This is a genomic window from Bacteroides sp. AF20-13LB, from assembly GCF_003603065.1.
In the GTDB taxonomy this organism is placed as follows: Bacteria; Bacteroidota; Bacteroidia; order Bacteroidales; family Bacteroidaceae; genus Bacteroides; species Bacteroides uniformis.
The window spans coordinates 93,906-110,836 of sequence record NZ_QTMH01000002.1 but is presented as its reverse complement, the minus strand read 5'-3'; the positions used below and the strand labels follow the sequence as shown (position 1 = coordinate 110,836).

16 protein-coding genes are annotated in these 16,931 nt (G+C 48.7%); 10 read left to right on the top strand and 6 right to left on the bottom strand.

Translation table 11 applies throughout. The features are described from left to right. Positions 1–35: 35 nt before the first annotated feature. Positions 36–647, bottom strand: a complete 612-nt coding sequence (udk, locus tag DWX62_RS02720; protein WP_005831829.1) for a uridine kinase — start codon at positions 645–647, stop codon at positions 36–38. Positions 648–749: 102 nt separating this feature from the next. Between udk and DWX62_RS02715 the strand changes: the two genes are divergently transcribed. From DWX62_RS02715 to DWX62_RS02700, 4 genes are all read left to right on the top strand, one after another. After that, complete coding sequence (locus tag DWX62_RS02715) at positions 750–1,058, top strand: Dabb family protein (protein WP_005832765.1); 309 nt, start codon at positions 750–752, stop codon at positions 1,056–1,058. Between the two features lie 17 nt (positions 1,059–1,075). Then, on the top strand, positions 1,076–3,109 hold the full coding sequence (locus DWX62_RS02710) for a cytochrome c biogenesis protein CcdA (RefSeq protein WP_117689041.1): 2,034 nt from the start codon (positions 1,076–1,078) through the stop codon (positions 3,107–3,109). Between the two features lie 62 nt (positions 3,110–3,171). After that, positions 3,172–3,831: a CatA-like O-acetyltransferase gene (locus DWX62_RS02705; RefSeq protein ID WP_057252311.1), complete on the top strand. Its 660-nt coding sequence runs from the start codon at positions 3,172–3,174 to the stop codon at positions 3,829–3,831. Positions 3,832–4,059: 228 nt separating this feature from the next. After that, positions 4,060–4,722: a DUF2490 domain-containing protein gene (locus DWX62_RS02700; RefSeq protein ID WP_005831821.1), complete on the top strand. Its 663-nt coding sequence runs from the start codon at positions 4,060–4,062 to the stop codon at positions 4,720–4,722. Between the two features lie 27 nt (positions 4,723–4,749). On the opposite strand, the gene DWX62_RS02695 is transcribed toward DWX62_RS02700, so the two are convergent. Next, a complete protein-coding gene (locus DWX62_RS02695) occupies positions 4,750–5,835 on the bottom strand; it encodes a DUF4421 domain-containing protein (RefSeq protein ID WP_057252396.1) in 1,086 nt (361 codons plus the stop codon). Positions 5,836–6,013: 178 nt separating this feature from the next. On the opposite strand from DWX62_RS02695, the gene DWX62_RS02690 reads away from it, so the two are divergent. The 6 genes from DWX62_RS02690 to DWX62_RS02665 all read left to right on the top strand — a co-directional run bounded on the left by DWX62_RS02690 (position 6,014) and on the right by DWX62_RS02665 (position 14,056). Further along, positions 6,014–6,505: a PaaI family thioesterase gene (locus DWX62_RS02690; protein WP_005832726.1), complete on the top strand. Its 492-nt coding sequence runs from the start codon at positions 6,014–6,016 to the stop codon at positions 6,503–6,505. 362 nt (positions 6,506–6,867) lie between these two features. After that, a complete protein-coding gene (gene hisG, locus DWX62_RS02685) occupies positions 6,868–7,719 on the top strand; it encodes an ATP phosphoribosyltransferase (RefSeq protein ID WP_008665397.1) in 852 nt (283 codons plus the stop codon). Positions 7,720–7,920: 201 nt separating this feature from the next. Beyond that, a complete protein-coding gene (gene hisD / locus DWX62_RS02680; RefSeq protein ID WP_005832722.1) occupies positions 7,921–9,213 on the top strand; it encodes a histidinol dehydrogenase in 1,293 nt (430 codons plus the stop codon). Between the two features lie 66 nt (positions 9,214–9,279). Beyond that, a complete protein-coding gene (gene hisC, locus DWX62_RS02675; RefSeq protein WP_005831811.1) occupies positions 9,280–10,320 on the top strand; it encodes a histidinol-phosphate transaminase in 1,041 nt (346 codons plus the stop codon). Positions 10,321–10,504: 184 nt separating this feature from the next. Continuing rightward, positions 10,505–11,653 (top strand): bifunctional histidinol-phosphatase/imidazoleglycerol-phosphate dehydratase HisB, encoded by a 1,149-nt coding sequence (gene hisB, locus DWX62_RS02670; RefSeq protein WP_005831809.1) that lies wholly within the window; start codon positions 10,505–10,507, stop codon positions 11,651–11,653. 132 nt (positions 11,654–11,785) lie between these two features. After that, entirely contained in the window at positions 11,786–14,056 is a 2,271-nt protein-coding gene (locus tag DWX62_RS02665; RefSeq protein WP_005831807.1) for a cation:proton antiporter, read from the top strand. 21 nt (positions 14,057–14,077) lie between these two features. Here the strand turns inward: DWX62_RS02665 and DWX62_RS02660 are convergent, their stop codons facing one another. The 4 genes from DWX62_RS02660 to DWX62_RS02645 all read right to left on the bottom strand — a co-directional run bounded on the left by DWX62_RS02660 (position 14,078) and on the right by DWX62_RS02645 (position 16,911). Then, positions 14,078–15,064, bottom strand: a complete 987-nt coding sequence (locus DWX62_RS02660; protein ID WP_008665408.1) for a Gfo/Idh/MocA family oxidoreductase — start codon at positions 15,062–15,064, stop codon at positions 14,078–14,080. A 15-nt stretch (positions 15,065–15,079) separates the two neighbouring features. Then, positions 15,080–15,499 carry an RNA-binding S4 domain-containing protein gene (locus tag DWX62_RS02655; RefSeq protein ID WP_008665410.1) on the bottom strand — a complete coding sequence of 140 codons (420 nt, stop codon included), beginning with the start codon at positions 15,497–15,499 and terminating at the stop codon, positions 15,080–15,082. Next, the gene (gene pth / locus DWX62_RS02650; RefSeq protein WP_005831801.1) at positions 15,496–16,059 is read right to left on the bottom strand and encodes an aminoacyl-tRNA hydrolase; all 564 of its coding nucleotides are present in this window, start codon (positions 16,057–16,059) and stop codon (positions 15,496–15,498) included. The genes DWX62_RS02655 and pth overlap by 4 nt, the downstream gene beginning before the upstream one ends. 261 nt (positions 16,060–16,320) lie before the next feature. Beyond that, a complete protein-coding gene (locus DWX62_RS02645) occupies positions 16,321–16,911 on the bottom strand; it encodes a 50S ribosomal protein L25/general stress protein Ctc (protein WP_005831799.1) in 591 nt (196 codons plus the stop codon). Positions 16,912–16,931: the final 20 nt, after the last annotated feature.

Genomic DNA, 16,931 nt, shown 5'->3' with positions numbered 1-16,931 from the left:
TTCTTAATCCTCCATTATCAATTCTCCATTACAAATTAACTCCCCAAGTGCTTCTTGATGTACATGGTCAATATATCAATGGCCACCTGGTTGTTTCCGCCTTCCGGCACAATGAGGTCGGCGTATCGTTTGCAGGGCTCTATGAATTGCTGGTGCATGGGTTTCAGTATACGTGTATAGCGTTCCATAACGGCTTCGGCCGTACGTCCGCGTTCCACTACATCGCGCTGGATTACACGAATTAGGCGTTCGTCGGGGTCAGCGTCTACAAATATCTTGAGGTCCATCATGCTTCGCAGTTTCTTGTCGCACAAGGCAAGGATACCTTCTATGATGATGACTTCCCGGGGCTCGATATGGATGGTTTCGGGCTGCCGGGTACACGTCAGGTATGAGTAGGTGGGCTGTTCTATGCTTCTTCCTTCGCGCAGCATGGCGACATGCCTGGAAAGAAGGCTCCACTCGAAAGCGTCGGGGTGGTCGAAGTTGATGTTCTGCCGTTCTTCCACGGGCACATGGCTGCTGTCCTTGTAGTAAGAGTCTTGTGGCAACAATACCACTTCACCAGCCGGTAGGCTTTCGATAATTTTACGTACGACGGTGGTCTTTCCCGAGCCGGTTCCGCCTGCAATTCCTATTATTAACATCCGTTTAAGTGTATATTTGAAACAAAACCAGTATTTTTGCAGTTGTTAAAACAGCCGCTTAGGCTGACAAATATAGTGATAAATCATTTAAATGGCAAAGTTATGGTAAAGCACATTGTATTATTTAAGTTAAAAGATGAGGCACCGGCTGACGAAAAGTTGGCTGCGATGAACAGTTTCAAGGCAGCTATCGAAGCGCTTCCGGCTAAAATATCCGTTATCCGCAAGATTGAAGTCGGATTGAACATCAATCCTGCCGAGGCTTGGAACATCGCTCTTTACAGTGAGTTCGATACGTTGGATGACGTGAAATACTATGCTACCCATCCCGACCATGTAGCTGCCGGCAAGCTTATCGCTGCTGTGAAAGAGAGCCGTGCCTGCGTGGACTACGAGATAATTGAAAATTAAAAATTAAATCAGAGAACATGAAGAAATTATTGTTCCCTCTATTTCTGTTGCTTTTCACGGTGGCGATGCGGGCACAGATACAAGATCCCGTCAAGTTCAAGTCCGAACTGAAGACTGTGGCTGCTGATGAAGCGGAGGTCGTTTTTACGGCTGCTATTGACAAGGGCTGGCATGTCTATTCCACTGACCTGGACGATGGCGGTCCTATCTCGGCGACTTTCAATGTGGAGAAAATATCCGGAGCGGAAGTGGTTGGTAAACTGAAGCCCGTAGGCAAGGAAATCTCTACTTTCGACAAGTTGTTCGAAATGAAGGTGCGCTATTTTGAAAATACGGCTCAATTTGTGCAGAAGCTGAAATTGACGGGTGGTGCCTATCAGTTGGAAGGGTATCTGGAATATGGTGCTTGCAACGATGAAAATTGTCTGCCGCCCACACAAGTGCCTTTCCAATTCTCCGGTAAGGCAGAAGGGGCTGCAAAAGAAACTACTGCCGCTACGGCTGAAACGAAAGCCGAAGAGCAGCCGGCAAAGCAGGAGGCTGTCTCCGGCACGGCTCCCGTGGCTGCCATCGGCGGTGCGGACGGGCCGACGGAAATCAATGTGGCGGACAAGGCGGACCTCTGGAAACCGGTCATCAGTGAACTGCAATCTTTGGGCGAAACCACTTCGCAGGAAGACATGTCCTGGATTTATATCTTCATTACGGGATTTGCCGGCGGACTGCTGGCACTCTTCACCCCCTGTGTATGGCCCATCATCCCGATGACGGTCAGCTTCTTCCTGAAACGCAGCAAGGACAAGAAGAAGGGCATCCGCGATGCGTGGACGTATGGCGCTTCCATCGTGGTGATTTATGTGACGCTCGGACTGGCAATCACGCTTGTTTTCGGAGCCAGCGCACTGAACGCACTCTCTACGAATGCAGTATTCAATATCCTTTTCTGCCTGATGCTGGTGGTGTTTGCGGCTTCCTTCTTCGGAGCGTTCGAGATAACGTTGCCCTCCAAGTGGAGTACGGCTGTAGACAGCAAGGCCGAGGCGACAAGCGGTTTGCTCAGCATCTTCCTGATGGCGTTTACCTTGTCGCTGGTATCTTTCTCCTGCACGGGACCCATTATCGGATTCCTGTTGGTGCAGGTTTCCACGACGGGCAGCGTGGTGGCTCCTGCCATCGGCATGCTGGGCTTTGCCATAGCCTTGGCATTGCCTTTCACGCTGTTTGCCCTGTTCCCGTCCTGGCTGAAGTCCATGCCCAAGTCCGGCGGATGGATGAACATCATCAAGGTGACGCTCGGCTTCCTGGAGCTGGCCTTTGCCCTGAAATTCCTTTCGGTGGCCGATTTGGCTTACGGCTGGCGCATCCTCGACCGTGAGACGTTCCTCGCCTTGTGGATTGTGCTTTTTGCGCTGCTGGGCTTCTACCTGCTGGGCAAAATCAAGTTCCCGCACGATGATGACGATACGAAGGTCAGCGTGCCCCGTTTCTTCATGGCGTTGGCCTCGCTGGCGTTTGCGGTGTATATGGTTCCCGGTTTGTGGGGAGCGCCGTTGAAGGCGGTCAGTGCCTTTGCGCCGCCCATGCAGACGCAGGATTTCAACCTTTACAATAATGAGGTGCATGCCAGGTTCGACGATTACGACCTCGGTATGGAGTATGCCCGCCAGCATGGCAAGCCCGTGATGCTCGACTTCACCGGCTACGGCTGCGTGAACTGCCGTAAGATGGAGCTTGCCGTATGGACCAACCCGAAGGTGAGTGACATTATCAACAACGACTATGTACTTATCACGCTCTACGTCGACAACAAGACGCCGCTTCCTTCTCCCGTGAAGATTGTGGAGAACGGTACGGAACGTACGCTGCGTACCGTAGGCGACAAGTGGAGTTATCTGCAGCGCGTCAAGTTCGGCGCCAATGCGCAGCCCTTCTATGTGCTGATTGACAACGAAGGCAAGCCGCTCAACAAGTCCTACTCCTACGACGAGGATATACCTAAGTATATCGAGTTCCTGCAGACAGGACTGGAGAATTATAAGAAAGAGAAATAAATAGAATTGGAAAAAGGATGCTTGTAAAAAGGCATCCTTTTTTCACTAAATCCCCTTTTTGTATGAAACACATTATAGACATTGATGCTTGGGAACGCCGGGATAACTACGGCTTTTTCCGCAATTTTGTAAATTCCTGGTATTCCGTCACCACAGAGATTGACTGCACGGAAGCCAGTGCTGCAGCCCGGGCTGCAAAGCGCTCCTTTTTCCTTTATTATCTGTATGCTGTGGTGCGTTCGGCCAATGAAGTCGATGAACTCCGTTACCGTACCGACAAGGAAGGCCGGGTTGTTTTTCACGACCGGGTGGACATCATTTCTCCGATAGCCGTTCCTGGGAAAACATTCTATACCATGCGCATTCCCTATTACGAAGACTTTGAACGTTTCTATGCCGAAGCCTACGCCTTGATAACAAACATGCCCGAGGACGGTGACCCTTATGGAGCCGAAAAGATTCTTGCCGAGCAAGGCGATTACGATGTGGTCCATCTGAGTGCGGTTCCCAAAATGTATTTCACCTCGATAACCTATACACTTGCCGAAGCAGGCAACGGTTGCAGTTATCCGTTGATGACTGCCGGCAAGGCCGTATCTCGTGAAGGCCGTCTGGTATTTCCTCTTTCCATTTATGTGAACCATGCTTTTGTCGACGGTTCTCATTTGACCTCCTTCTTCGGAAAGGTGGAGGAGTATTTGAAAGAGATTTCACATAAATGAATCACCCCAAATAAATAATCTATGAAACGCTTATAAGGGTGTTTTTTCATGCTACAAATATATATATATGATGCCATACATATATGGCAACTTTGAGTTGTTTTTTGTATCTCGGTTTCTGTTTTTTAAGTATCATTGAAAAATCGGAAATGTGCAGACAAGATTTGTAGTATTACAGAATTGTTACAGAATTTATCCTTACCTTTGACACTTTAACAGAATAAGCGTATGGTAAGTAATATATCTTCATGCACGAAAGTACTTGTTTTGCCGATAGTTCTATGGGTTGTTTCGTCTTTTTCCCTGCGGGCGCAGGAGAAGGATTTTGCCACTTGGGCGAATGCCGGTTTCGAATATAAGTTGAAGCCGGCATTTACTGTTTCCGGTGGGCTGGAGTGGCGTACAAAGGATGATTTGGGAAAGACAGACCGGTGGGGGCTGAAGGTGGGGGGAAGCTATAAGCTGTTGCCTTTCCTGAAGCTTGGAGCTGGGTATGAGACGCATTACCGCAATCGGGGGGCAGATGGCTGGAAGTTCCGGCACCGCTACCGTTTGGAAGGCACTCTGTCTGCCCGTGTGCAAAGGGTGAAACTGTCCTTGCGTGAGCGCTTTCAGCATACGTTCGATGGGCATAGAGATGAGTTCCGCTTGCGCTCGCGTGCGAAGTTTGCCTATGACATTCCGAAGTGCAAGCTGGAACCGTATGCTTCGGCCGAGATGTATAATGGTTTGAATAAGACAGAGCACTTCGGAGTAAAGCGGATGCGCTATCGTGGGGGTATTACGTTGCCCTTGTCCGAGCGCTGGGAGGCGGACATCTTCTATTGCAGGCAATGGGAGAAGGATAAGCGGAAGGATATAGTAGGGGTGGAGTGTGTTTATAGCTTTTGAGGGGAGATGAGGGCTGAAAGCCTTTTTTTACTTTTTGTTCTTCCGGTACTCCTTTTTCAGATAAAAGTTGAATCCGGCATATATTTGGAGGGTGCCGAACCCGTTGTTCAGGGAGAAACTGTTTTTGTAGTAGTCGTATGTCCGTCCTACGAATGAGGTACCCACGAAGTATTTGCTGTTGTTGTATACCACACCTGCACGCAGAATGAAGTCGATATTGAAATTCTTGTACCAGTCGTCCGCTTCCCGCTCTTCTGTCTTCTCTATGCGTGATGTCTTGTAGGCGACAGCCGGATTGAACGACAGGCATGCGAGGCAGTTGCGGGCAAACACCCAATTGTAGGCATAGCCGGCGTTGAGGCTGATGTTCGTGTATTTGATATGTTTCACCTTCATACCCGGGTTCATGGTTTCCTGAATGATTTCGGGCAGCTTGGTATAGTCGAAGTTCAGATTGTGGGTGGATACGGAGAATCCGGCAATGAAAGAACCTGCATTGCAGCGCTGGTTGGTGGACTGGCTGAAGGCGGCTGGATAGGAGAAACGTCGATTGTTGAAAATGTAATACAGATTTAATCCCTTCATCTTTACTTTCAATCCGTTGAAATCTTCGGAATAATTGGAGGGAATCTCGTCGGAAAAGCCGGATACCTTGTGTATCTTATAGTCGTTTCCGGTGCTGCGATAGAAAATGTCGACTCCCAGTTTGGAACTGTAAAGACTGAGATCAAACTCCGTACCGCGCTTTTTCTTGCTTTTCTTTCCGTAGAGCCAGTCCGTATCGACAGCCCATCCCAGGAATATCCAACGCCATCCGAAGTAAGCGCCTATCTTGTTGTGAGGGTTAGGCGAGAAACGGAGCCGCTGGTCGTTATTGCCCACGGAGTAATACTCGTAATTGGTGAAATGGTCGAGCATCAGGGCGTAGTTGTATCGGTTGGGACTGATATAGGTAGTGTCGAAGTCGCTGAAGTTGAGGAATTTCTTCAATGCTTTTCTGAAGGTATTTTTATATACGATGCTGTCGCATGCGACAGAACCGTTCTCCTTGTTTTGCGCAAACAATGAGAATGTAAATAATATCCATAAGCAGAAAAAGGCCCCTCTTTGCATCTTGTTGTTCTCTCTCATTTATACAAAGCTAAATAAAATAACCGGTTTTTGAACAGTATCCCGCTAATTTTTCTCTGAAAAAGGCATCAATAATTTGTAGTTCTCAATCGGAATGACTAATATTGAACGTCTTATTGAGAGACTTTATGAATCAAAACCAGATAAAGAAGAATACGATATGAAGAAGATTATCAATCCGTGGAAAGATATGGAGGGCTACAACTGTTTCGGTTGCTCTCCTGACAATGAAGCCGGTGTGAGAATGGAGTTTTATGAGGACGGTGACGAGGTGGTGAGCATCTGGAAGCCGCGTCCGGAGTATCAAGGGTGGCTGAATACGTTGCATGGAGGCATCCAGTCCGTATTGCTGGATGAAATCTGCGGCTGGGTCGTGTTCCGCAAGCTGCAGACCGGCGGGGTGACATCGAAAATGGAAACCCGCTTCCGCAAATCCATATCGACCAACGACACGCATGTGGTGCTGCGGGCTTCGCTTCGCGAGCAGAAGCGGAATATTGCTATCATAGAAGCACGCCTGTATAATAGCATGGGCGAACTTTGCACAGAAGCCACTTGCACCTACTTTACCTTTCCGAAGGAGAAGGCGGAAGCGGAAATGCATTTCCATAGCTGCGAAGTAGAGCAGGAGGAAATATTGCCGTTGATTTAATTGTTTCACCACAGATTACACAGATTTGCATAGATTGGAATAAAAATAATCTGTGCAAATCTGTGTAATTTGTGGTGAACTAAGATGAATTTGAAAGAAAAAATAAACTTTTTGTGATAAATCTTTTGGAGTTTCAAACTTTTAGTTTACTTTTGTCGCATTAAAATCCAAAAAATATGAAGAATATCGTTGCACATCATCACCATCATCATCCTAACGAATAACTCGGTGGGCGTATGAGTGTATATGTACAACAGATGACATAACAGACGAGGCTTGCCGAATATTGGTAAGCCTCGTTTTGTTTTCTGTCATCTCATTCAAAATAGTAAATAGTAAATCGTAAAATAGTAAATAACCTTATGTTAAGAATTGCAGTACAAGCTAAGGGTCGTCTGTATGACGAGACCATGTCGTTTTTGGGAGAATCGGATATAAAGTTGAGTGCCATGAAGCGCTCGTTGTTGGTGCAGTCGTCAAACTTTCCTCTTGAAGTGTTGTTTCTGAGGGATGACGACATTCCGCAGTCTGTGGCTACCGGAGTGGCTGATATAGGAATTGTGGGTGAGAATGAATTTGTTGAGAAGAATGAGGATGCAGAGATAATCAAGCGTCTGGGATTCAGCAAATGCCGTCTGTCTCTTGCCATGCCGAAGGATATTGAGTATCCGGGGGTGAAGTGGTTTCACGGAAAGAAGATTGCGACATCTTATCCGGGTATCCTTTCCGGCTTTTTGAAAGAGAATGGGGTGAATGCGGAGATACACGTCATTACGGGGTCGGTAGAAGTGGCGCCGGGCATCGGTCTGGCAGATGCCATTTTCGATATTGTAAGTTCCGGTTCTACGCTGGTGAGCAACCGCCTGAAGGAAGTGGAGGTTGTGATGAAGTCCGAAGCCCTGCTGATTGGTAACAGGAACCTGAGCGAGGAAAAGCAAGGGATATTGAGGGAGCTGTTGTTCCGTATGGATGCTGTGAAGACAGCCGAAGATAAGAAGTATGTGCTGATGAATGCCCCGAAAGAGAAACTGGATGAGATTGTCTCTGTACTTCCGGGCATGAAGAGCCCCACGGTGATGCCTTTGGCACAAGAAGGCTGGTGCTCAGTACATACCGTACTCGACGAGAAGTGTTTCTGGGAGATTATCGGAAAGTTGAAGGCATTGGGGGCGGAAGGCATTCTGGTGCTGCCGATTGAGAAAATGATAATTTAAAGCCTCGAGGATGTGTCAAAAGTATATAAACGCTTTCTTTATGTTACGACATTAGGTGCGAATTACGCGAAATAGCGCGGATTCGGTAAAATAAATCCGTGAAATCCGCGTAATCAGCGCCTAAAAGAAAGTCTTCAGAGAGTTTTGACACACCTCCAATAATATCATGGTTTATGCATAAATCTTTAAAAACATGTCATTATGATATTGATTAGTAATCCCGATAAATCCCAGTGGCAAGAGATTCTGAAACGTCCGGTGATGAATACGGAGAATCTGTTTGATACGGTGCGGAGTGTTATTGACCGTGTGAAGGAGGAGGGAGACCGTGCTGTGCTGGATTATGAAGAAAAATTTGATAAAGTGGTGTTGGCCTCGCTGGCAGTGTCGGAAGAGGAACAGCAGGAAGCGGAAAACCTGGTGAGTGAAGACTTGAAAGCAGCTATTCGCCTGGCAAAGCAGAACATCGAGACTTTCCACGCCGCACAACGCTTTGAGGGCAAGAAAGTGCAGACTCAGCCGGGGGTGACCTGCTGGCAGAAAGCGGTTGCCATAGAAAAGGTGGGATTGTATATCCCCGGAGGAACGGCTCCGCTGTTTTCTACGGTACTGATGCTGGCCGTTCCCGCCAGGATTGCCGGATGCAAGGAGATTGTTCTCTGCACCCCTCCGGGACGTGACGGAAAGGTACATCCCGCTGTGTTGTTTGCCGCAAAAGTGGCAGGTGTCAACCGGATTTTCAAAGCTGGCGGCATACAAGCCATTGCCGCTATGGCATACGGAACGGAAAGTGTGCCTAAGGTTTACAAGATATTCGGTCCGGGAAATCAGTATGTCACGGCTGCCAAACAGCTTGTGAGCTTGCGTGATGTGGCGATAGATATGCCGGCAGGACCTTCGGAAGTAGAAGTTTTGGCTGACGAAACAGCTAATCCGATTTTTGTCGCCGCCGACTTGTTGAGCCAGGCAGAACACGGAGTGGACAGTCAGGCTATATTAATTACGACCTCTGTCGAATTGCAACAAGCTGTAAAGGTGGAAGTGGAACGCCAACTGGCCTTACTGCCACGTAAAGAGATTGCCGAAAAGTCTCTTGCCAATAGCAAACTGATTGTAGTGGACAGCATGACAGAAGCCATTGAATTGACCAACGCGTATGCTCCCGAACATCTTATCATAGAAACCGAGGATTATCTTTCCGTGGCAGAACGTATCGTGAATGCCGGTTCCGTATTCCTGGGTTCTCTTACTCCGGAGAGTGCGGGAGATTATGCTTCGGGCACAAACCATACCCTGCCGACAAACGGCTATGCCAAAGCATACAGCGGTGTCAGCCTCGACAGCTTTATCCGCAAGATAACTTTTCAGGAGATAAAGCCGGAAGGATTAAATATCATCGGCCCTGCCATCGAGCTGATGGCTGCCAATGAACAGCTGGATGCGCATAAGAATGCCGTGAGTGTGAGACTGGGGCAGTTGGAGAATGAAAATTGAAAGTTGAAAATTGAGAGCTGATGGCTTAAAGTAATTTTAATCGTAAATTGTCAAATCATAAATAACATGGTGAAAACATTACAAGAACTTACCCGTCCGAATATCTGGCGTCTGAAGCCTTATTCTTCAGCACGTGATGAATATAATGGTGCTGCGGCATCCGTTTTTCTCGATGCAAACGAGAATCCTTATAACATGCCCCACAACCGTTATCCCGACCCCATGCAGCGGGAGCTAAAGACAGAATTGTCTAGAATTAAAAAGGTGAGTCCCGATTCCATCTTCTTAGGGAATGGCAGTGACGAAGCTATCGATTTGGTGTTCCGTGCTTTTTGTGAACCCCGTGTGGACAATGTAGTGGCTATCGACCCTACCTACGGCATGTATCAAGTCTGTGCCGACGTTAATGATGTGGAGTACCGCAAGGTGCTGCTCGATGAGGATTTCCAGTTCTCTGCCGACAAGCTTTTGGCTGCTGCGGATGAGCATACCAAACTGATTTTTATCTGCTCTCCCAACAATCCTACCGGCAATGACCTGCTCCGTAGCGAGATTGAAACGCTGATTCGCCAGTTTGATGGGTTGGTGATACTGGATGAGGCATACAATGACTTCTCCGAAGCACCTTCCTTCCTCGAAAATTTGAATCGGTATCCGAATCTCATTGTACTGCAAACCTTCTCCAAAGCATGGGGATGTGCTGCCATCCGTCTGGGCATGGCATTTGCCTCACCGGAGATTATCGGCATCCTCAGTAAGATAAAATATCCCTATAACGTGAACCAGCTGACACAGAAGCAGGCAGTGGAAATGCTTCACCGCTATTATGAAATAGAACGTTGGGTGAAGACCTTGAAAGAAGAACGGGAGAATCTGGAAGCCGAGTTCGCCGCACTGCCATGTACGGTGAAGATGTTCCCTTCCCATGCCAATTTCTTCCTGGCCCGTGTGACGGATGCCGTGAAGATTTACAATTATCTGGTAGGCAAGGGTATCATTGTCCGCAACCGTAACTCCGTGTCACTCTGCGGAAATTGCCTGCGGGTGACGGTGGGAACGAGAGGAGAGAATGAAAAATTGATTGAAGCGCTGAAGGAATATATGTAGAAGGAGTTAAAGGGAGTAAAAGGGGGGTAAAGGGATTAAAAGGGAGTTAAAGGCCGATACTGCTGTTCTATACAAGTAATGCTTATGCAAGCAGAACTACTGGCCTCTAACTCCTCTAACTCCTTCTACCTCCTTCTAACTCCCGATAACTCCCTTTATTCCCTCAAAAAAAATATCCTTTAAAATGAAGAAACTACTTTTTATAGACCGTGACGGGACTTTAGTCATTGAGCCGCCCATTGATTATCAGCTGGACTCCCTGGAGAAGCTGGAGTTCTATCCGAAAGTGATGCGCAATCTTGGCTTCATCCGCAGCAAGCTGGATTTTGATTTTGTAATGGTGACCAATCAGGACGGTCTCGGCACCGCCTCCTTTCCGGAAGAGACCTTCTGGCCGGCACACAACCTGATGATGAAGACATTGGAAGGCGAAGGCATCACCTTCGACGACATCTGCATAGACCGCAGCATGCCCGACGACAATGCACCGACCCGCAAGCCGCGTACCGGAATGCTTGCCAAATACCTCGATAACCCGGACTACGATTTGTCCCACAGTTTCGTCATTGGCGACCGGCCTACGGATGTGGAACTGGCAAAGAATCTGGGCTGCCGTGCCATTCTTCTGCAAGATGACACGGCATTATTGAAACCCGTTTCCGAAGGTGGCGGTGCCGCTTGTGACGGACTTGAAGATTACTGCGCCCTCGCCACCAGGGATTGGGATAAGGTTGCCGAATTCCTCTTTGCCGGTGAGCGTACGGCGGAAGTACGTCGTACTACCAAGGAGACAGATATATACGTATCCTTGAATCTGGATGGTAACGGGCATTGTGACATCGCGACCGGACTGGGCTTCTTCGACCACATGCTGGAGCAGATAGGCAAGCACGGCGGCATGGACCTCACCATCCGTGTGAAAGGCGACCTCGAAGTGGACGAGCACCACACCATCGAGGATACCGCTCTTGCTCTGGGCGACTGCCTTTATCAGGCCTTAGGAAGCAAGCGCGGCATCGAACGCTACGGCTATGCCCTTCCTATGGACGATTGTCTCTGCCAGGTGTGCCTCGACTTCGGCGGTCGCCCGTGGTTGGTATGGGATGCCGGGTTCAAGCGCGAGAAGATAGGCGACATGCCTACGGAAATGTTCCTGCACTTCTTCAAGTCCTTGAGTGATGCCGCCCGGATGAATCTTAATGTAAAAGCCGAAGGGCAGAACGAACATCATAAGATAGAAGGCATCTTCAAGGCGCTGGCACGTGCGCTGAAGATGGCGGTGAAAAGGGATATTTATCACTTTGAACTGCCAAGCTCGAAAGGAGTGTTGTAGAATCGTACAGACAACTGCTGCAAAGTTACTGCATACCTTTTGCAGAGCCACTGCAGATGTATTGCAGAGCTACTGCAGATGTATTGCAGAGTTTTGCAGTTGTATATCTCTGATTAATAGATAAGTAGTGTTATGTCACATTTAGCCCCTTTGATAGCTGATTTAGCTCTGATATTGATTTGTGCGGGGATTATGACCCTGCTTTTTAAGAAATTGAAGCAACCGCTGGTGTTAGGATATGTAGTTGCAGGATTCCTTGCCAGCCCTCACATGGCCTATACACCGTCGGTGATGGACACGGCTAATATACAGACCTGGGCGGATATAGGCGTTATCTTCCTGCTGTTTGCACTGGGATTGGAATTCAGCTTCAAGAAGATTGTGAAGGTGGGAGGCGTGGCGATTATTGCTGCGTGTACCATCATCTTTTGTATGATATTGTTGGGAGTGGCGGTAGGTACCGGGTTCGGCTGGCAACGGATGGACTGTATCTTCCTGGGCGGTATGATTGCCATGTCGTCCACTACCATTATCTATAAGGCGTTTGATGATTTGGGGATGCGCAAGAAACAGTTCACGGGGCTGGTGCTCAGTGTGCTTATCCTGGAGGATATTCTTGCCATCGTATTGATGGTGATGCTCTCCACGATGGCAGTCAGCCATAACTTCGAGGGTACGGAGATGCTGGGGAGCATTGCCAAACTGCTGTTCTTCCTGATACTTTGGTTCGTCGTAGGGATATACCTCATCCCCGGATTGCTGAAGCGGTGCCGGAAGCTGATGAGCGAGGAAACCTTGCTGATAGTCTCTCTCGGACTCTGTTTCGGTATGGTGGTGATGGCCGCGCACACGGGTTTCTCGGCTGCTTTCGGCGCGTTCATCATGGGCTCCATTCTTGCCGAGACGGTAGAGGCGGAGAGCATAGAGCGCCTGGTGAAGCCGGTCAAGGACTTGTTCGGCGCCATCTTCTTCGTATCGGTCGGCATGATGGTAGACCCGGCCATGATTGTGGAGTATGCGGGACCTATTGTCGTGATTACTCTGGCGGTCATCCTCGGGCAATCCCTCTTCGGGACGCTGGGTGTGCTGCTGGCAGGGCAACCGCTGAAGACGGCTATGCAATGCGGTTTCAGTCTGACGCAAATCGGTGAGTTTGCCTTTATTATAGCTTCGCTGGGCGTGTCACTGCATGTCACCAGCCATTTCTTGTATCCTATTGTGGTGGCGGTGTCTGTCATCACCACTTTCCTCACTCCTTATATGATTCGTTTGGCAGAACCGGCTTCCAATCTTGTGGATACGCATTTGCCGGAAAAATGGAGAAAGTTCTTGACCCGCTATGCTTCAGGTTCGCAGACCATGAACCACGAGAGTCTGTGGAAGAAACTGATATTTGCGCTGGTCAGGATTACGGTGGTGTATTCCATCATTTGCGTGGCGGTGATAGCTTTGGCGTTCCGTTTTCTGGTGCCTTTCGTGCACGACAGTCTGCCCGGGGTATGGGGCTCTCTGTTGGCTGCCTTTATCATCATTCTGTGTATAGCTCCGTTCCTGCGTGCCATCATGATTAAAAAGAACCACTCGGAAGAGTTCGTGACTTTATGGAAGGATAACCGTGGAAACCGGGCACCGTTGGTGGCCACCATTGTACTGCGTCTGCTGCTGGGCGTTTCGTTCGTCATGTTCGTAATAGCCGGTTTGTTCAAGATGTCCGTCGGTCTGGTGTTTGGAGTGGCGGTGCTGCTGGTGACCCTGATGATACTCTCCCGCCAGTTGAAGAAGCAGTCCATCATGATAGAGAGGACATTCTTCCAGAATCTGCGGTACCGCGACATGCGTGCCGAGTATATGGGAGAGAAGAAACCGGAGTATGCGGGACGTCTGCTGTCGCGCGACCTGCACCTGACGGATTTTGAAATCCCCGGCGAGTCGGCATGGGTGGGCAGGACATTGGCGGAGCTGAATTTTGGAAAGAAATACGGTATCCATGTGGTCTCTATCCTTCGGGGCAAGAAACGGATTAATATTCCCGGAGCGTCTGTCCGCCTTTTCCCGCAGGACAAGATACAAGTAATTGCCACGGATGAGGAATTGAACATCTTCGGCCAGGAGATGGATAAGGTGTCTGCCATGAATGCGGATGTGATAGAGAAGAGTGAGATGATTCTACGCCAGTTCTGTGTGGACGGGCAGTCCCCTTTCCTGAACAAGACCCTGAAAGAAGCAGGGATACGCGAGAAATATCACTGCCTGATTGCCGGTGTGGAGCGGGGAGGGGAGACCTTGCATGCTCCCGACCCGCATGAACCTTTTGTGGAGGGAGATGTGGTATGGATTGTAGGCGAGAGTGCCGATGTGTACAAGCTGGTCGGCTGGAAATGTGAAGGTTTCGACATGGGGTAAGGTCTACCCCATGAACGCTAATCAGAGCTTGTTCAGTATTTTGTCCATCACCCAGTTTGTGAGAGTGGCGCTTTCGCCGTCACAGCTGCAGACGGACTTGCCCAGCAGGTGGTCTACCACTGCCTGTATAAGCGGTTGCTGGACGTAGGTGGGGTTTTCGACGATGATTTCTTCACGTCCTCTTTCCGTATGCAGCGCAATGGGGTCATAGGTGAATACGGAGAAACAAATCATGCCTTTGTCTCCAATGATTTCTATACGGTCTTCGCGGGCGGATTCGTGGGCAACAAAGCACCAGGAGCCGCTGCCCACCAGTCCGCTGTCAAACTGGAAACATGCGCTTAGAGTGTCCTCGGCAGGATATAGTCCGCCACGGTTGCTCTTGTAGCCGCTGGCTTCGAGGATACATCCGAAGATTTCCTGCAGCAAGTCTATCTGGTGGGGCGCAAGGTCATAGAAGTATCCTCCGCCGGCAATGTCCGGTTGCACGCGCCACGGCAGGTTTTCCTTGTTATGGTCGAGGTCGCGGGGAGGCTGGGCGAAGCGGATTTGAATGTTGATGACATTGCCAATATGTCCCTCCTCTACCAGTGACTTTACCTTCAGGAAGTAGGGCAGATAGCGGCGGTAATACGCGACAAAACATGGAACACCCGTTTCCTTGGAAATCCGGTTGATGCGGCAGCACTCTTCGTAGGTAACGGCCATCGGCTTCTCTATGTAGACCGGTTTGCCTGCCTTCATGGACATGATGGCGTATGTAGCATGTGAAGAAGGAGGAGTGGCAATGTACACGGCGTTCACCTCTTCGTCGTCAATCAGTTCCTGGGCATCGTCGTACCATTTGGGAATCCCTCTTTCCTTGGCGTAGGTCTTAGCCTTGTCGCCATTTCGGCTCATGACGGCCACTACTTCGGAGTTCTCTATTTTCTGAAATGCCGGTCCGCTTTTGTATTTGGTCACTTCTCCGCAACCGATGAATCCCCATTTAATTATTCTCTCGCTCATAATCTTTCCCTTATTTTACTCTTCCTCAAAATCGAATTCAAAGTCGAAATCATCCAGAAATTCCGGTTCTGTAAATTCTTCCAGACTCCGGCGGTCTTTTTTCGTCGGCCGTCCGGTACCCTTGGCACGGTTGACGAAACCGCTGACACGGCTCATCTCCAGCAGTTCATACTGTTCCGGAGTCGTTACATTCTCCATCATTTCGGCAACAAGCTTTGCGCCGACACGCTTTTCGATGGTTTGCAGCACTTTGAAGGAATAGGTGACGGGAGGCTTGCGCACCTGTATGACATCTCCCGGCTTCACCGTACGGGCAGCCTTTGCCAGTGCGCCATTGATGCTGATGCGTCCTTTTTTGCAGGCTTCGGCGGCTATGGTACGTGTCTTGAAGATGCGTACGGCCCACATCCATTTGTCAATTCTGGCTTCGTTCATTTCTTGTTATATTGATTCATGGTGATATCTATTCCCGCCAGACAGAAACTTTTGATGATTTCTCCGGCTGTTTCCAATCTCTCGCCCATTGTTTTCCAATCTTCATCGGTAAAATGTCCCAGCACATAGTCAATCTGCCCACCACGGGGAAAGTCATTACCGATGCCGAAACGCAGGCGTGCATAATTCTGGGTGCCCAGCGTTGATGCAATATGCTTAAGGCCGTTATGTCCCGCATCGCTTCCCTTACCTTTCAGGCGCAGTGTGCCGAAAGGCAGTGCCAGGTCATCTACCACTACCAACACATTCTCCAATGGAATGTTTTCCTTTTGCATCCAGTAGCGTACGGCGTTGCCGCTGAGGTTCATAAAGGTGGAAGGCTTCAGCAGTAACAGTTGGCGTCCCTTGACTGACAGTGTTGTGGTGAAACCATAACGTCCGTCGGTAAAAGTGGCACCCGCTGCTTTGGCCAGAGCATCTACTGCCATGAATCCGATGTTATGGCGGGTTTCGTGATATTCGGGGCCGATATTGCCCAATCCTACAATTAAATATTTCATAGTCAGTGCTTCCTGTTTATGAGGGTGTTAAAACTAGTATTCACCACAGATTACACAGATTAACACAGAATGAATTTAATGTACCGATAATCAAAGATGTCTATCTGTGCAAATCTGTGTAATCTGTGGTGAATTATACACTCTCGTGAGCCGTAAAAAGAACGCGGATTATCGCAACTTTCCGCGGAAATCAGTATGAAATCTGCGTTGGCTGCGTTAATCCGCGTTCCCGAATATTTAGTCTTTCTTGAAAAGAATCGATTAGTTGCCTGCAGCAGCAGCGGCACCTCTTGCAGCACGAGTCAGCTTAACGGCGCATACAACAGCTTCTTTGGCATTCAGCAATTCCAATCCTTCATATTGCAATTCGCCAACTTTAACAGTCTTACCAAGTCCCAAGTGGGCAACGTTGATAATCAGTCTTTCAGGAATTACGTTATACAAAGCTCTTACTTTCAGCTTACGCATCTGGAGTACCAGCTTACCACCGGCCTTAACACCTTCTGCCAAACCTTCCATCTGTACCGGAACTTCCATAACGATAGGCTTAGCCTCGTCAATTTGATAGAAGTCAACGTGCAGGATAGTATCCTTTACGGGGTGGAATTGGATATCTTTCATGATAGCGTTTACTTTCTTGCCATCAATCACCAAGTCAACTACGTAGATGTGCGGAGTGTAAACCAAGTTACGCAGACCCTCTGCAGGTACAGTGAAGTGAACATTTTCACCTGCACCATAAAGTACGCAAGGTACACCGTTGTTTTTACGAATAGCTTTCAAAGCTCTTGCTTGTTCCGAAGAACGTTCTGCAATAGTTCTTGCAGTTCCTTTTACTTCAATTGATTTCATTTTAAAAATTTTTGTGTTAC

What these genes read in the sequence shown, in the direction of transcription:
- hisB (WP_005831809.1), top strand. Translation starts at nt 10,505, where the DNA reads ATGAAGAAACTACTTTTTATAGACCGTGACGGGACTTTAGTCATTGAG.
- DWX62_RS02665 (WP_005831807.1), top strand. Translation starts at nt 11,786, where the DNA reads ATGTCACATTTAGCCCCTTTGATAGCTGATTTAGCTCTGATATTGATT.
- udk (WP_005831829.1), bottom strand. Translation starts at nt 647, where the DNA reads ATGTTAATAATAGGAATTGCAGGCGGAACCGGCTCGGGAAAGACCACC.
- hisC (WP_005831811.1), top strand. Translation starts at nt 9,280, where the DNA reads ATGGTGAAAACATTACAAGAACTTACCCGTCCGAATATCTGGCGTCTG.
- DWX62_RS02690 (WP_005832726.1), top strand. Translation starts at nt 6,014, where the DNA reads ATGAAGAAGATTATCAATCCGTGGAAAGATATGGAGGGCTACAACTGT.
- DWX62_RS02705 (WP_057252311.1), top strand. Translation starts at nt 3,172, where the DNA reads ATGAAACACATTATAGACATTGATGCTTGGGAACGCCGGGATAACTAC.
- DWX62_RS02655 (WP_008665410.1), bottom strand. Translation starts at nt 15,499, where the DNA reads ATGAACGAAGCCAGAATTGACAAATGGATGTGGGCCGTACGCATCTTC.
- DWX62_RS02715 (WP_005832765.1), top strand. Translation starts at nt 750, where the DNA reads ATGGTAAAGCACATTGTATTATTTAAGTTAAAAGATGAGGCACCGGCT.
- DWX62_RS02700 (WP_005831821.1), top strand. Translation starts at nt 4,060, where the DNA reads ATGGTAAGTAATATATCTTCATGCACGAAAGTACTTGTTTTGCCGATA.
- DWX62_RS02695 (WP_057252396.1), bottom strand. Translation starts at nt 5,835, where the DNA reads ATGCAAAGAGGGGCCTTTTTCTGCTTATGGATATTATTTACATTCTCA.
- DWX62_RS02645 (WP_005831799.1), bottom strand. Translation starts at nt 16,911, where the DNA reads ATGAAATCAATTGAAGTAAAAGGAACTGCAAGAACTATTGCAGAACGT.
- hisG (WP_008665397.1), top strand. Translation starts at nt 6,868, where the DNA reads ATGTTAAGAATTGCAGTACAAGCTAAGGGTCGTCTGTATGACGAGACC.
- hisD (WP_005832722.1), top strand. Translation starts at nt 7,921, where the DNA reads ATGATATTGATTAGTAATCCCGATAAATCCCAGTGGCAAGAGATTCTG.
- pth (WP_005831801.1), bottom strand. Translation starts at nt 16,059, where the DNA reads ATGAAATATTTAATTGTAGGATTGGGCAATATCGGCCCCGAATATCAC.
- DWX62_RS02710 (WP_117689041.1), top strand. Translation starts at nt 1,076, where the DNA reads ATGAAGAAATTATTGTTCCCTCTATTTCTGTTGCTTTTCACGGTGGCG.
- DWX62_RS02660 (WP_008665408.1), bottom strand. Translation starts at nt 15,064, where the DNA reads ATGAGCGAGAGAATAATTAAATGGGGATTCATCGGTTGCGGAGAAGTG.